The 15,980-nt window shown below is 65.6% G+C and carries 6 protein-coding genes; 2 read left to right on the top strand and 4 right to left on the bottom strand.

Features of this window, described 5'->3' with window-relative positions; genetic code table 11:
• From JOF55_RS19195 to JOF55_RS19185, 3 genes are all read right to left on the bottom strand, one after another.
• Positions 1-7,692: a type I polyketide synthase gene (locus JOF55_RS19195; protein WP_310276152.1), complete on the bottom strand. Its 7,692-nt coding sequence runs from the start codon at positions 7,690-7,692 to the stop codon at positions 1-3.
• A gap of 407 nt (positions 7,693-8,099) precedes the next feature.
• Positions 8,100-9,536 carry an acyl-CoA carboxylase subunit beta gene (locus tag JOF55_RS19190; RefSeq protein WP_310270393.1) on the bottom strand — a complete coding sequence of 479 codons (1,437 nt, stop codon included), beginning with the start codon at positions 9,534-9,536 and terminating at the stop codon, positions 8,100-8,102.
• Between the two features lie 191 nt (positions 9,537-9,727).
• Positions 9,728-10,342, bottom strand: coding sequence for a TetR/AcrR family transcriptional regulator (locus JOF55_RS19185; RefSeq protein WP_310276150.1), 615 nt, complete (start codon positions 10,340-10,342; stop codon positions 9,728-9,730).
• 75 nt (positions 10,343-10,417) lie between these two features.
• On the opposite strand from JOF55_RS19185, the gene JOF55_RS19180 reads away from it, so the two are divergent.
• Together JOF55_RS19180 and JOF55_RS19175 are read left to right on the top strand one after the other, a co-directional pair.
• Positions 10,418-11,410 (top strand): SDR family NAD(P)-dependent oxidoreductase, encoded by a 993-nt coding sequence (locus JOF55_RS19180; RefSeq protein WP_310276148.1) that lies wholly within the window; start codon positions 10,418-10,420, stop codon positions 11,408-11,410.
• A 6-nt stretch (positions 11,411-11,416) separates the two neighbouring features.
• Complete coding sequence (locus tag JOF55_RS19175; protein WP_310278457.1) at positions 11,417-12,970, top strand: GMC oxidoreductase; 1,554 nt, start codon at positions 11,417-11,419, stop codon at positions 12,968-12,970.
• A 153-nt stretch (positions 12,971-13,123) separates the two neighbouring features.
• Here the strand turns inward: JOF55_RS19175 and JOF55_RS19170 are convergent, their stop codons facing one another.
• Complete coding sequence (locus JOF55_RS19170; RefSeq protein ID WP_310276146.1) at positions 13,124-15,892, bottom strand: helix-turn-helix transcriptional regulator; 2,769 nt, start codon at positions 15,890-15,892, stop codon at positions 13,124-13,126.
• Positions 15,893-15,980 lie beyond the last annotated feature (88 nt).

Raw genomic sequence — 15,980 nt, 5'->3', positions numbered from 1 at the left:
TTATTTCCCTCTCAATTCCTCGTCGAGAAGTTGCAGCAACTCCTCCTCCGAAAGCTCATCAACACCCGGGGCGGAATCCGCAGTCGCTGCGGAATCGGGCGTCTCCTGATCCAGATCACGGTGCTCGGCATCGACATGCGGCGGAAACATCTCGGCGAGCATGTGGTCGGCCAAGGCGGCGATCGATGGATGCTCGAACGCGACCGTCGCGGCGAGCTGAATCCCCAGCGCCCTTTCGAGACGGGTCTTGAGCTCGACGCTGGTGATGGAGTCCATGCCGGCCTCGAAGAAGCCGAACTCCCTGTCCAGCTCCCCGCTGTCTCGTCCGAGCACCGCGGCGACCTCGCGCTGAAGCCGTTCCTCCAGCAGGCGGCGACGAGTTCCCGGCATCGCATCGGTGAGCCGCCCGAGCAGTTCCAGGTCAGCCGTCGACCCCGCCTCCGCGGATCCATCGGTGGCGACCAGGTCGAGCAGCGGGCGGCGGCGCTTGGCCTCCAGGACGGGCCGGAACCTGCCCCACTCGACCGGCGCCACGGTCATCTGCGTGCGCCCTGAGCCAAGCAGGCGCTCCAGCGCGCGGAAGCCGACCTCATCCGGCAGGACGGACAGCCCCATCGACTCGAAGTAAGCGACGTGGTCCGGCGGAACCATGTCGCTGCCGGCCCACCAGCCCCAGTTGACGGCCAGCCCCGGCAGGCCGCGGCGCACGCGGTCGTGCGCCATCAGGTCCTGGAAGTAGTTCGCGGCCACGTAATGACCACCGAGTGCCGAGCCCCAGACCGAGGCAGCGGACGAGAACATCACGAAGAAGTCGAGTTCGACTTCCGCGAACAGCCGGTCGAGCACGATCGTTCCCTCGACCTTGGCGCGCAGGACGGCCCGCAAGCGATCCATGGACATGTCGGCGACCGCGCACGCCTCAAACAGACCGGCAGCGTGCACGACGCCACGAATCGTGGGCCAGGGAGCGTCCGGATCGCCGAGAACTCGCTGCATCGCAGCTTCGTCCGCCACGTCCACAGCAGGCGTGTGCACCGTGACTCCTCGTTCTCTGAGCGCTTGGACGGCGACCGCGGCCGGATCGTCCGGCGCGTCGGAGAGCGGCCTGCGGCCGGTGAGCACCAGGTGGCAGGCACCTTGATCGGCGAGCCACTCCGCGACCCTGAGCCCGAGCGCACCGCGTCCTCCCGTGATCAGGTACGAGCCGTCGGCACCGATGTCCGGGTCGACGCTGTCGGGAGCCTGCGTTCGGCAGAGCCGGGCCACCCGCCGAGCACCGTCGCGGTAGGCGACCTGTTCCTCGTCGTCTGCTACCAGGACCTCCGACACGATCACTGCCGCGTCCGTCGCCGGGTCGTGCTGTGCCGGGTCGAGGTCGACCAGGCCACCCCAGATCTCGGGGTGTTCCAGGCCGACGACGCGGGCGAGCCCCCAGGCCGGAGCCTGGGGAGGCGCGACGGGCGAATCGTCGACGGCGGTCGCGCCTCGCGTGACCACCCACAGGCGGGGCTCGGCGTTCGTGCCCGTGGTTCCGAGGACGTGCGGAGCCAGCAACACCGGAGCACAGGAGGTCTCCAGCGCCGCGTCCAGTTCGAGATCCACCGCATCATTCGTGTCCGCGTCGAGGGTCGCGCAGTGGAGCAGCCCCCGGACCTCGGACCCGGCGGTGAGCTCACGGATCCGCTCCTTGGCATCGGACATCAACTGCGAGGGGTCCAGCAACTCGCATGCGTGGCCCAGGGTCCTCAGACGCTCCGCAACGCGCGTGGCAACGCCGCCCTTGTCCATGACCAACAACCACAGACCGGCGTGGTCCGCACCGTCGTCCCGGACGGGGACAGTCGGTGCGTCGGAGTCGTGCCACTCGATGTCGTAGCAGTTACCGGTCAGGGCTTCGTCGTCCTCCCCCTCGCGGGGCACTACGGCCTCGCCCTCGGTGGACACCGGGCGTTCGGGCAGCCAATACCGGCCGCGCTGCCACGGGTAGGTCGGCAGGCTGGTGTGCCTGCCGTCGGCGGGTGCAATCCGCTCGCAGGCCAGCTCGTGCCCGAGCACGTGCAGCGCCCCCGCCGCGTCCAGCATCGTGGCTCGACCATCTGCGCCCCTGCGCATGGAGCCCACGCTCGTCACTTGGCTCGCACGACCGTCCAAGGACTGGACGACAGCACTGCGCAGTACCGAGTGCGGGCCGATCTCCACGACAATGTTGTGCTTGTCCGCCGCGGTGGACGCCCGCACGGCCTCCATGAACCGCACGGGTCGGAGCATGTTCTCGCACCAGTAGTCGGTGTCGAGAACCGCCTGCCCCACATCGTTCCCCGTGACGGTCGAGAAGAACGGCCGCCGTGGTTCGGCCACGACGATGTGCCGCAGCGACCGGTCCAGTTCGTCACGAGCGGGAGCCATCCGCGGGGTGTGGAACGCGTACTCGGACTGGATCGAGACCCACGAGATGCGGCGGTTGCGGACCACCGGTTCGAGCTCGGCCAAAGCTTCCGGTTCTCCTGCGAGAACACAGCTGGTCGGGCTGTTCACCGACGCCACCGACAGGCGGTCGCGGTAAGGGGCGATGAGCTCGTCGACGACCTCGGTGGACGCGCCGACGGCCACCATGGCCCCTTCGCCGCGCGTCGGTGCCATAACCTGACCGCGGCGCACCACGACTTCGAGCGCGGTCTCGAGGCTGAAGACGCCGGCCGCATAGGCCGCAGCGACTTCTCCGACGCTGTGCCCGACGACGGCGTCGGGTTCGACTCCCCAGGAGCGCCACAACTCGGTGAGCGCCACTTGAATGGCGAAGAGCGCCGGCTGGGCGACGGCGGTGTCGTCGAGGTGGTTCGCATCGGCACACATCTCGTCCAGCACGGACCAACCGGCCAGATCCCGGATGAGTCGGTCGCATCGGCGCAGCACACCGGCGGCGACGGGTTCGGTGAGCAGACTTCGGCCCATGCCGGACCAATGGCTGCCCTGACCACTGAAGGCGAAGACGATCCGTCGGCTCTGCGCTTCCACCGCGTGCCCGACGCGAACCGCACGGGGGGACTCACCGGCGGCATGCGCTTCCAGGATCCCGGCGGCTTCCTCCGGTGACTTGGCCGTCAGCGCGATGCGCGTGGGAAAGTGGGTCCGGTGCAGAGCAGCCGTGCGCACGATGTCGTGCCAGGCCGTGGCTGCCGGTTGGGATGCGGCGTCATTGAGGAAGCCGATGTATTGGTCAACGGTGGCGTTGAGGGCGTCGTCGGTGCGAGCCGACAGCAGCAGCAACTGTGGTGCTCTGGTGCTGTCCTCCTGAGGCGCGGTTTCCGCATCCCCGGCATCGTCGTCGGGACGGGGCGGGGCCTCTTCCAAGATCACATGAGAGTTCGTGCCGCTGAATCCGAACGAACTCACCCCCGCCATCCGAGGTGCGTCCGTTCGCGTCCAGTCCGTCAGGTCGGTGGGCACCGACACGGGGGCGTCGTCCCACGGCACCAGCGAGTTGGGGGTGTTGAAGTGCAGGTGCTGCGGGATCTGGCCGTGGTGCAGCGAGAGGGCGACCTTGATCAGGCTGGAGATCCCGGCTGCGGCCTCCAGGTGCCCGATGTTCGTCTTCACCGACCCCACCGGCAGCGGCGTGGCCGCGTTCTCGGGGCGCAGGACCCCCACGAGCGCGTCGAGCTCCATCGGGTCGCCGAGGGGCGTTCCCGTGCCGTGCGTCTCGACGTAGCCCACGTCATCGGCTTCGGCACCACCATCCCGGAGTGCCTCGCGGATGACGGCTTGCTGCGCCTGCCCGTTGGGCACCGTCAGACCGGCGCTGCGACCGTCCTGATTGACGGCGGATCCGCGCAGCACCGCCCACACCCTGTCGCCATCGGACAGGGCGTCCGACAACCGCTTCAGCACGACGGCGCCGCAGCCCTCTCCCCGGCCGTAACCGTCTGCGGACGCGTCGAAGGTCTTGCAGCGACCGTCCGGGGAGAGGGCTCCGAGCTTGGCCAGGCTCACCGTGGTGTTCGGCGCGAGCATGAGATTCACCCCGCCGACGACTGCGCGGTCGCTTTCGCCCGAGCGCAGGCTCCGCGCGGCCAGGTGCACGGCAACCAGGGAGGACGAGCACGCCGTGTCGACGGCCAGGCTCGGTCCTTGCGTCCCGAGGAAGTACGAGAGGCGCCCGGCGGCGACGCTCGGGGTGTTGCCGGTAGCCAGATAGGGATCAATGCCCTTGGTTCCTGCTGACGACATCAGCTGGAGATAGTCCGCGGTGTTGATGCCGATGTAGACACTGGTCGCCGAGCCATCCAGATCAGTAGCCGTACAACCGGCGTCCTCCAGGGCTTCCCAGGCGACTTCGAGGAGCAGGCGCTGCTGCGGGTCCATGCCGCGGGCCTCGCGCGGCGAGATGCCGAACGCCTCGGCGTCGAACTCGTCGATGGGGACGTTGAGGAAACCACCGCGGAAGGTATGGGCCTTGCCGGGAGTGGAGGGGTCTTCGTCGTAGAAAGCGTCGACGTCCCATCGCTCCTGAGGCACTGCGGATGTGGCGTCGCGCCCCTCCTGGAGCAGGGTCCAGAACAGATCGGGACTGTTGGCACCGCCCGGGAAGCGGCAGCTCATACCCACGATGGCGATGGGCTCGTCCCCATCCGGACGTCGTTGCCGCGTCCTGGGCGCAGGAGCAGCGACATCGCCCCCGGCCAAGTGTTCGGCCAGCTTCCGGATGGTCGGGTGATCGAAGACGACGGTGGTGGGCAGTTGGCGACCGAGCTCCCTCTCCAGCCTGGCTCGCAGGTCGACCACCATCGCCGACGTCAGGCCCAAGTCGAACAACCCGGTGTCCGGATCGAGGTCGGCCAAGTCCGCGGAGTCGAGGACCCCGACGAGCTCCCGCCGCAGCCAATCCATGAGCTCGTCGGCGCGGTCAGCAGCAGCGTCCGCGCCGGCAAGGCGCGGCGCAGGAATCGTCGTGGTGGCGGGCTCCCACCGGGGCTCGACCTCCGAAGCGTTCGCATCGGGATGTCCGGCCGGTGGTTCGGTCGGGCGCGCACCCGGCAACCAGTACGTTTCTCGCTGGAAACGGTACGTGGGCAGCTTAGGGAGACGAGGCGGCCGGGGACCGTTGATCCGGTTCCAGTCGACGTCGACGCCCTCGGACCAGACTCGGGCAAAGGCCTCCCACAAGCGCCGGTGCGCGCCCTCGCCTGCGACCACGGAAGGCAGGCAAGCAACGGAGGCCCCCTGGGCGGCGGAAGCCACGTGTCGCAGCATGCTGCCCATCCCGAGCTCCACGACGACGCGGACCCGGCGGGCGAGCATTGTGCTCAGAGCCTCGGCGAAGCGCACGGGTTCTCGCGTGTGACGGACCCAGTACTCCGCGGTCGTAACCTCATCTCCGGCAGCGGTACCGGTCGTGTCCGAGAGGAATCCGGGCCGCGGTTCGTGCAGCTCGGCGTCGTCGAAGGCATCGGCGAGCTGGGCGAGAATGGGGTCCATCTCCGCGGAGTGGAAAGCGCGCGACACCCGGAGGGGCGCCACTCGCACGCCACGTCCGGCCAGATCGTCGGTGATCTCCCCGACCGAGTCCCGGGGGCCGGAGAGCACGGTCTCCCGGGGACCGTTGTAAGCGGCGATGGATACCTCACCGTCGCTGATCGCCCTGTAGTGGTCCAGGTCTTCGGCAGGACACATGACTGCTGCCATGGCACCGGTGGAGGGCAACGTCGTCATCAACTCGGCGCGGCGCATGATGAGGTGGGCGCCGGTGGTTGTGGTGAAGATGCCGGTGAGTGCGGCGGCGGCGTAGGCACCCACGCTGTGCCCGACCACGGCTTCCGGCTCGATTCCCTGGGCCTGCCACCACGTCCCCAGCGCCACCGCGGCGGCATACAGCGCGGGTTGAGCCACAGCCGTGTCGTGCAGCGCCCGGACGGAGTCTTCACCATCATCCAGCAGCGCAGCCAGCGGAAGCCGGGTGACCGGACCGACCACAGTGGCCACCTCGTCCACCACACGGGTGATCGTGGCGTCATGGCCATACAGCCCCTGCAACACACCCGCCAACGGTGCGCCCTGACCGGGAATAACAAACCCGACCCGAGGACTGCCACCAGCAGAACGCCGCCCCCGCACCACCCCCGCGGCGACCTCGCCACCGGCAGCAACCGCCCGCAACCCACCCACCAACTCACCACGATCACCGGCGACCACAGCGGCACGCTCGGCCAAATCCGCACGCCCCACACCCGCAGCCCAAGCCACCGACCGCAGATCCCCCTCCGCATCAGCGACCACGAAATCCGCAAGCTGCCGGGCCGACTCCCGCAACGATGCCGCCGAGGCCGCCGACACCTTCACCACCACAGGACCCCGACCGGATGCCGACACACCACCGGCCCCACCGGAACAATCCTGATACGCAGCCGGACCCTCGATCACCGCATGCGCATTCGTACCACCAAAACCAAACGAGGACACACCCGCGATCCGCCGATCCTGCTGCCACGCGGACAATTCCCGCACCACCGAAACCGGCAACCCATCCCAGTCCACCAAAGGATTGAGCCGATTCACATTCAAATGCGGCGGAACCACCCCACGCTCGGCCACCAACAACGCCTTAATCAAACCAGCAATACCGGCCGCCGCCTCCAAATGACCAATATTGGTCTTCACCGACCCCAACCGCACCCGATCCCCACCAGCACGACCCTGCCCCAACACCCGAGCCAACGCCCGCACCTCAATCGGATCCCCCAACGACGTACCCGTACCATGAGCCTCCACAAAACCCACCTCGGACGGCAACACACCACCAACCGCCAACGCCCGACGCACCACCTCCTGCTGAGCACCGCCACGAGGCGCCGTGAGGCCATTGCTTCGTCCGTCTTGGTTGGTGGCGGTGCCGCGCACGACACCGAGGATCTGCTGCCCCTCGGCCAGCGCGTCCGACAACCGACGCACCACCACGACACCACAGCCCTCACCACGCACATACCCGTCCGCGTCGGCATCAAAAGTCCTGCACCGACCATCCGAAGACAACATGCGCCCCTGAGACAACGCCACCGTCGTCCCCGGCGACAACAACAGATTCACCCCACCCACCAACGCGCTGTCGCAATCCCCCGCACGCAACGCACCAGCAGCCACATGCAACGCCACCAACGACGACGAACACGCCGTATCCACCGCCAGGCTCGGACCCTCCAACCCCAACGCATACGACACACGATTCGCCACGAAATTCACCGCACTACCAGTAGCCGCATACCCATCCACCCCGGCAACACCACCGGCCGACAGATTCAAACGCTCATAATCACTCCCCCCCACCCCCACAAACACCCCCATACGCGAACCACGCACAGCATCCGGAGCCACCCCCGCATGCTCCAACGCCTCCCACGCCACCTCCAACATCAACCGCTGCTGCGGATCAATACTCACCGCCTCCCGCGGAGGAATCCCAAACAAACCCGCATCAAACTCACCAACCCCCTCAATAAAACCACCATGCCGAGAATACGTCCGCCCCGGAACATCCGGATCCGCATCAAAAAACGCATCCACATCCCACCGACCCGGCGGCACCTCACACACACCGGACCGCCCCCCCACCAACAAATCCCAAAAACCCTCAACCCCCACAGCACCACCAGGAAAACGACACCCCACACCCACCACAGCAAGCGGCTCGGAGGTTTCCATACTTTCGTCCGGAAAGCTCAAGTATTCAGATTCCGAACTACCGCAATACTCAGCCATGAGTCCCTCTACTGACGAGTTTAGGCACCGGGCACACCCTGGTCACTGCGACAACGAGTTTGTCCATCGAGCGTCGCCCGAGCAACCCCTATTCCCCTTCAGTAGGGGATTACCCGGCAACGCAAAGTGAAACCTCACCATACCGGAAAAGTGTGTGCTGGAGATTTGTTCGAAGTACCCCTACTTCCCCTACTGAGCTCTCACCTGTAGGGGGTGTCCGATTAACAGATGCCCCCAGCGAGGAGGTCGCGCATCTCCTTCGATTCCCAGCGACTCACGGCGCACCAACACCTCGTGGCGCACCACCGTGCAAGCGACAGTCCCTTGTCGCGATTGCGTTGTCCGCGCGGTCACAGGGGGATGTTGCCGTGGTTGCCGCTGCCGGTGGGGGCGGCGGCGAGTGCTTCGGCGACGCGGCGGCGGGTCTCCTTGGGTTCGATGACCTCGTCGACGACGCCGATGGATTTCGCGCGGTCGACGCCGCCTGCGACCTGCTGGTGCTCCTCGGTGAGCTTGTCCTGCAGGGCCTCGCGTTCCTCCTCGGGGGCGGCGGCGATGGCCTTGCGGTGCAGGATGCCGACCGCTGCCTTGGCGCCCATGACCGCGACCTCGGCCTCCGGCCAGGCGAACACCGTGGTCGCGCCCAGCGAGCGGGCGTTCATGGCGATGTAGGCACCGCCGTAGGACTTCCGCGTCACCAGGGTCACCCGCGGCACGACGGCCTCACCGAAGGCATGCAGCAGTTTCGCGCCCCGGCGCACGACACCGCCCCATTCCTGGCCCACCCCGGGCAGGTAGCCGGGCACGTCGACCATCACCAGCAGCGGAATCCCGAACGAGTCGCACATGCGCACGAACCGGGCGGCCTTCTCCGCCGACAGCGAGTCCAGGCACCCGCCCTTGCGCAGCGGGTTGTTGGCGATCACACCCACGGTGCGACCTCCGAGCCTGCCCAGTCCGGTCACGACGTTGGGCGCCCACTTGCCCTGCAGCTCGGCGAAATCGCTGGTCCCGTCGGCATCGGTGTCGAGAATGCCCCGAATCACCGGCTTGACGTCGTAGGCCCGCCGTGCGGTTTCCGGCAGCAGCGCACGCAGGTCCTGCTCGGTCTGCACCGACTGCAGGTCGAACAGGCCCGGCCGGGCGAACAGCCCGGTCAGGTGCCGGGCTCGGCGGTAGGCATCCGGCTCGTCACGGGCCACGACGTGCACGACCCCGGACTTCTTGCCGTGTGCCTCGGCACCGCCGAGCCCGTCCTGGTCGATCTCCTCACCGGTCACGCTGCGCACCACATCCGGCCCGGTGACGAACACCCGACCGGCCGGAGCCATGATCACCACATCGGTCAGCGCCGGACCATAGGCGGCACCACCCGCAGCCGGACCGACCACCACCGAGACCTGCGGCACCTTGCCCGAAGCGCGGATCATCGCCGCGAACATCTGACCCATGCCATCCAGCGACTCGACCCCCTCGGGGATCCGAGCACCCCCGGAGTGCCACACACCGAGGACCGGACACCGCTCCCGCACCGCCGTGTCGATGGCCTCGACGATGTGCCCACATCCCTCGGAGCCCAGCGCACCACCCTTCTTCGTGGCATCACTGCAGTACACGATCACTTTCGCCCCGGAGATCCGGCCCCGCACCGCGTACATGCCGCTGGCATCCCGCGGATGCAGCGGCACGATCGAGTCCGCGTCCAACAGCTGCGCCAAGCGCAACTCCGGGTCACGCGGATCCTGCTCGGACTGCTGACTGTCGGGACGCGCGGCCAAAGCGGTCATCGGATACCTCCGCAGATGACGGGCTGGTGTGGTTGAAGCATGCTTCGAAATCCCGTGCAAGCATCTTGGCCGGAGCGCACCGCAACGCACCTGCGGTGTGTTCCCCGGACTGAGCTGTTCTGTGCAAGCGGCCGTAGTTCTATTGAATAAAGATGCGGTCTTTAGAGTGGATCAAGAATTTGTTGAAAGCCTCATTTTCCTGGGTTATCGCCCTGCCACTGCGCTCCCCGTGCTCGTTCCAGGAGTTCGAAGGCGGCGTCGACCGCACCGACGAGTGCCGTGGGGTCCGTGCCGGCCATGTGCTTGCCTGTGCGATAGCAGGCGAGTGCCAAATGTGGGGCGAGAACTGCCTCGTACTCGGGGACTCCCTGGTTTCGCAGAGCGTCGGTCATGGCTTCGGTGAGTCGTAGGAGCTTGCGCTCACTTCGGTCGTGCAACTCGGGGTTGTCGCCGACGAGCCGTTCATGCAGGCGATAGCGCTCCGGGTCGGCCGTGACCTGATCGCAGATATCGCGCACGACGGTGCGGGTCTGCGCCATTGCTTGCTGGAAGGTGGGGGGTTGCAGTAATGGGGCCTCGGCATGTGCGAGCTGGTCGAGCAGAGGCTGTTCATCGGCGAACAGGACTTCTTGTTTGTCACCGAAGTACCTGAAGAAAGTGGTGCGCCCCACCTCGGCCTGATCGGTGATCTCCGTCACGGTCACGTCGGCGAAGCCGCGCTCGGCGAAGAGGGCGAAAGCTGCATCTATGATCTTCTCCTTGGCGCGCTGCCGATGACGCTCGCGGAGCGGGCGCTGCTGTGTCATGAATCCAGTCTAGGCTAGCTGAACTCGATACCGTATGGTACCCAGTATCAATTGGAACTCAGTTCGGAGGGCTGTATGCGTGCGCCACAGGGCACCATGCTGATGACGGGGGCCAGTCGCGGCTTCGGACGTGCGGCAGCTGAGCGCCTCTTAACCAGGTACCCTGAAAACCATCTCCTGGTGACAGCGAGAGGGCAGAATGGTGAGCGGCTCACCGAGGATCTCACCAATGCCACCGGTAACCCGAATGTCACCGCGATATCCTGCGACTTGGCCTCGCTCGCGGAGATCGGCACCGCAGCGAACGAGGTCCGGCGGCGCGTCGATGCCCAGGAACTACCTCCGCTGAAGGGTTTTCTCGGTAACGCGGGCCTGCAGATGACCAGCCGGACCCACGCCACCGTCGACGGCTACGAAACCACGTTTGCCGTGAATGTACTGGCCAACTACTACTTCGTGCGCCTGTTGTGGAACCATTTCACGACACCTGCCAGGATCACGATGGTTGGCAGCGACACCCATTTTGGCGACCTCCGACACAACCTCGGCATGGTTCCGGCGCCCCGCTGGGAAAGCACCCGCCAACTCGCCATGCCCAGAGAAGGCAGCCAGGCTCACTCGGTAGCCGAGGGCCGCACGGCGTACTCCACCAGCAAGCTGGCGGTCACCTACCTGGTGCACGCACTGGCCCGCCGCCTACCCGACGGTGTCGACGTCTACACCTTCAACCCCGGCTATGTGCCCGGCACGGGCCTTGTTCGTGACGCCGGGCCGGTGATTCGTGCGCTGTCGCGCACGCTATTGCACGGTCTGCGGGCCACTCCGCTGGCGCTCAGCCCGACCACCGCCGGAAATTTGCTCGCCGATGCCGCAGGCGGCTCCACCCCGGGAGACAGCGGGACCTACATTGACCGCCGCAAGGTCGCAGCTTCTGCACCTGAATCCTACGACCGGGAGCGCGAAGAGGAATTGTGGGCCGCTGCCGCCGAACTGTGTGCCCTCCCCGCCGAACCGACGTCCTGTGCTGACGATCTCTCGGACACCTTCTACGAATCCAGGCTGGAGTAACGCGTGATGAACCAAGACGTCAGCCGACGATGGGCCTTGCGCCTCGGCGCTGCGGCAACAGGGTCGGCGCTCTTCGGTGGCAGTCTTGTCAGCCGCACCGCAGCGGCCTCGGAACCTGTGGATGCCCTCGTCGTCGGTAGCGGCTATGCGGGGTCCGTTGCCGCCCTCAGACTCGCCGAAGCGGGTATCGACTCCGTCGTCGTGGAACGCGGGCGCCGATGGCCGATCACCCCAGACGGCGACACCTTCGCGACCCCTCCCGTGCCCGATGGGCGAGCCGCCTGGCTTTCCACCCGGTCACCGTTCACCGAGCACACCTTTGCTCCCTTCACCGGTGTGCTCGAGACATGCGCGCACGATGGCATTACCACCATGGCTGGTGCGGGAGTCGGCGGCGGCTCTCTTGTCAACTACGCCGCCATGATGATCCCGCCGGGCAACCTGTTCCGCCAAAGCTTTGGACAGGCCCTCGACTACACGGAAATGGCACAGCATTGGTATCCGCGTGCACAATCGCTCATCGGCCTCTCCACGGTCCCGGACGACGTCCTGAACTCTTCCTTCTATGGCAACGCTCGGCAGTTCGCTCGCAGGGCGGACAGGGCCGGACTGGCGATGCAGCGTTCCGAGATGGCGGTCGACTGGGACATCGTCCGCGCCGAGATCGCCGGGACGACCCCGCGTTCCGCAATTCTCGGACACGCCGTTTGGGGAATTAACAGTGGGGCGAAACGCAGTGTCGACCGCACGATACTTGCGCGAGCCGAACGCACTGGCCGGACCGATGTCCGTCCCCTTCACCTGGTGCGCGATATCCTTCCACAAGGAGATCGCTACTTAGTCGGGTGCGAACAACTCGACGAAGAGGGCAAGGTCGTCGGCCGTCCATGGTTCTCATCACGGCGAGTCTTTCTTGCCGCCGGGTCGCTCGGTACCATGCGATTGTTGGTCCGGGCAAAGGCCCGTGGCAGTTTGTCCCGTCTCAACGAAGCAGTGGGCACGGGGTGGGGCACCAGCGGCGATCACCTCGTTGCCGGCACCGGACTCAAGTTCAACAATCCGGACCAGGGCGGTCCCGCACATATGCACGCTCGTACTTGGGATACGTCCGGCGCACCCGTAACGTTGCTCAGCTTTCCGCCGCTCGGACTCCCTGCGCTCGGCATGATTTCCAGCACCATGCTTGCGGTCTCCGTCGTTCCGGGGCTGGGGAATTTCACGTACGACCCAGTATCGGACGAAGTGAAATTGTCCTGGCCGACATCCGACCCCCGTGTTGTCCGCGTCAGTTCTGCGGTGCGCGATACTATGCGGCAGTGGGACTCCGCGAATTTCGGCCTCGATCTGGACGTGGTGACGCCAGCACTGACTGCGCACTCGCTGGGAGGCGCCGCACTCGGTGCAGCGACAAAAGAGACGGGAGAGCTTATAGGCCACCCTGGCCTGTTCGTCATCGATAGCTCACTCATCCCCGGCTCTACTGGCGCGGTGCCTCCCGCGCTGACGGTCACCGCACTCGCCGACCGATGCGTCACCCTCGCGCTCCAGCGATCCTTCTGAGGGGCTTGCCTGTTGCGTTCCGTGAGGTCGCCGTCAGTGGCAGAGTAATCAACGAGGAGCGGGTCCTTCCGCTCAGGAGGTGCAGCGCGAACCCGTCGAGTGACGAGCATGATCCGCTGTGAGGGAGGAAACCGGCGCAAGTATCCGGAGGAGTTACGTGATGCCGATGTTCGACGGTAGGTCCTGACGTCGTTTGATATCGAGCTTGCGGTAGACGCGGGTGAGGTGTTGCTCGACGGTGCTGACCGTGATGTAAAGACGCTCGGAGATCTCCCGGTTGCTCAAACCTTGAGCCGCGAGGGTTCCGGTACGCCGCTCGGCACCACTCAGCGAACGGACTTTCGAAGCGACGTTACTCGTGCGCAACATCGCCGCGGTGTCGGTGTGGATCTCTTCCGGCGTCTCGAGTGACATTCCCGGTATTCGGTGGCCGAGCGTCCGATTATGTGGTCGGTGTCGGAACGTCGCCGCTCGTTCGGATTCGTCTCCGCTCACCCGGAGCTGCCGTGGCTCCGTCGTCTCCTGGGCAGGTTCAGCTCGATCCCCGCCTATCTCCAGTGCCACGATCGCCCTATGCAGTGACTCATATTGCTGTGAGCGGTCCTCGGCGGCAAGCGGGCGCGGCGAGCGGACTCGCGGACACGGTTTGCTTCGGTCGGGAAGCAGTTCCAGCTGTTCCTGCAGCAGTTGCCAGGCTTGTACCGGCTGGTTCAGGCACAGCCGTACCCGGGCGAGTCCGGATCGCCACGGTACGAAAGCGGGACGATCCATGTCCCAGGCCCGCATCATCTCGCCACATGTGTTGAAGTCGGTGAGTGCTTCGGAGAGCCGCCCGGTCTCGAAGTAATATTGTCCGCGGCTGTACAGATAGCGAATCCCGTAGCGGGTCTGGTATATTCTTTCCGAAACCGGTTTCCCGATGAGTTCCGTGGCTTTCCAGAGCTCTGCATTTTTGACCGAGGCCAGCAGCAGAGTGCTCAGAGGACCGCCGATCATGTCCCCCCAAGCGACGAAGGGAATCCTTTGGAAGGATGCATGCGCATAATCGTGTGCCGATCGGAAGTCGCCTCGGTAGAGGAAGGTTTCGGCTCGCAGCGCGAGAAGGGCTCCCTCATAGCCCGGGCACTGGAGCGGAGGCACTTGCCGAAGCAACTTCTCCGTCCACTTTCCGGCCTTTTCCAGTCGGTCGGTACAGAGCAATGTGCTAATCGCCGCGAACACGTGTTGTACTCTTCTGTCATCCGAACTTGTTCCTTCGAGAACCTTTTCTGCGACCTTGATCGAATCCTCCTCTTCACCTTCCCGCAGGACGGTGTCGAACGCTGCGAACGCGCTCAGTCGAGGATTGGTGACGGCGGAGGCTTTGATCGTTTTTGTGATGTGTTGCGCCGCGAGTGTTCCGTTCCGTCGGTCGGACACCCCCGGAAAGTCACAAGAAAGTCTCAGCTCGATGTTCCGCAGTTCGGTCGTAGCGTATGCGTCACCGGCCGCGCTCAATTCGGCGATCCGGTCGAGGACAGCCCAGACCGGGCCGGTCCAGCCGACGCACAGCAACCAGTCCACCAGGTCGGTCGCCTGGGGTAGGAGCAAGGATTGGTAGGGGGCCGAGTCGACGAGCTGCCGCAGCCTACGAATCGCGACGGTGGGATGCAACGGCCATTCGAGATTGAGCAACGCCAATGTGATCGTCGTACATCTTCGTCTGTCGAAACAATACTGCTGGGCCAGTTCCAGGCATGACCGGGCGAATTCGACCTCACCATCGTGCGCGGTGTGGTCCGCAGCATCTGTGAGTACCTCCACGGCCCATGGTTCGTCCGGATTGCCGGCCGCCAGTAGATGCCGGGCGACTGTGGTCGCCGCGGAGCAAGTCTCGAAGAGCAGCTTCGCCGCACGGCGGTGCAGTTCACTGCGCTCGGAAGTCGGCATGTCGCGGACGACCGCGGAGCGGCCAGTCGCATGCCGTAGTACCATACCGCCCAGCAAACCGATCGACCGTAGGGTTCGACATTCCTGCTCCACCGCGCCGGTCTCCATATCCAACAGGCGGGCCAAGAGCACCGGAGAAGTCCGTTCGTTCAGGACCGCAGCACCCCGTGCAACCCTGAGTGTGGAACGACCGGACGAGTGCAGGCATCGCAGTACGGCACGCCCCACGGCATCACCGACAACCACTTGCGGTGCCGAAGGCGCTCCAGCGGAGAGATCGTCGAGCAGGGCCTGCACCAGCAGCGGATTCCCGTGGCTGATTCGGTGGAACTCGTCGACGAGCTGGTCTGCCGTCTCGGGATCCAGGTGAAGCGACAGCACGGAAGCAGTGCCCTGCCGAGTGAGTGGTTGTAGCTCGATATGGCGGTAGTTGGGCATGGAGACCAGCTCGGAGTGCACCTCGACGGGTGCCCGATCCGCGTCGGTGCGCTGCGTGAATACGACCATGGTCCGTGCGGAGCGGCTGCGCCGGAGGAAATAGAGCAAAAACTGCCAGGAGGCGTTGTCGATGTACTGGAGGTCATCCACCACGATGACGACAGGCGTGTGCATGGCTTGCCGGATCAGAGCCTTGAACAGTCCGTGCAGCACCAGGACGTTCGGACTGCGTAGACCGCCGTCGACATCGACGAGGCTTGCCATGCAGTCTTCCAGCAGGTGATCGAACAGTGCGGAGCGCTCCGCGGGCATGTCGGTCGAGTGCAGCAACTGACTCAACACGCCCATCGGCAAGTCGCGTTCGGCGCGAGAGGCGACCGCTGTCAGGAGGACGGCATCCGAAGTGCTGACGTTCTCGCCGAAGTCTTGCAGGAGAGAGCTCTTTCCGCTGGCGGCGTTCCCCGTGATGAGAGCCACTGCGCCGTTGCCTGCTGTGCAGATGTTGAAGAGTTCGCAGAGCGATGCTGCTTCTTCGTGTCGCTCGATGAGTGTCATCCCCGTTGGTTCCCCAGCTTTCGGACACTTCGGACCGTGGTCCCCGTTTTATCCTTGGCGACAGCCCCCCGACCGCCCGATGGTTTGA

The sequence above is a fragment of the Haloactinomyces albus genome, from assembly GCF_031458135.1.
Taxonomy (GTDB): Bacteria; Actinomycetota; Actinomycetes; order Mycobacteriales; family Pseudonocardiaceae; genus Haloactinomyces; species Haloactinomyces albus.
This window is presented reverse-complemented; position numbering and strand designations above follow the sequence as displayed.

What these genes read in the sequence shown, in the direction of transcription:
- JOF55_RS19195 (WP_310276152.1), bottom strand. Translation starts at nt 7,692, where the DNA reads ATGGAAACCTCCGAGCCGCTTGCTGTGGTGGGTGTGGGGTGTCGTTTT.
- JOF55_RS19190 (WP_310270393.1), bottom strand. Translation starts at nt 9,536, where the DNA reads ATGACCGCTTTGGCCGCGCGTCCCGACAGTCAGCAGTCCGAGCAGGAT.
- JOF55_RS19185 (WP_310276150.1), bottom strand. Translation starts at nt 10,342, where the DNA reads ATGACACAGCAGCGCCCGCTCCGCGAGCGTCATCGGCAGCGCGCCAAG.
- JOF55_RS19180 (WP_310276148.1), top strand. Translation starts at nt 10,418, where the DNA reads ATGCGTGCGCCACAGGGCACCATGCTGATGACGGGGGCCAGTCGCGGC.
- JOF55_RS19175 (WP_310278457.1), top strand. Translation starts at nt 11,417, where the DNA reads ATGAACCAAGACGTCAGCCGACGATGGGCCTTGCGCCTCGGCGCTGCG.
- JOF55_RS19170 (WP_310276146.1), bottom strand. Translation starts at nt 15,892, where the DNA reads ATGACACTCATCGAGCGACACGAAGAAGCAGCATCGCTCTGCGAACTC.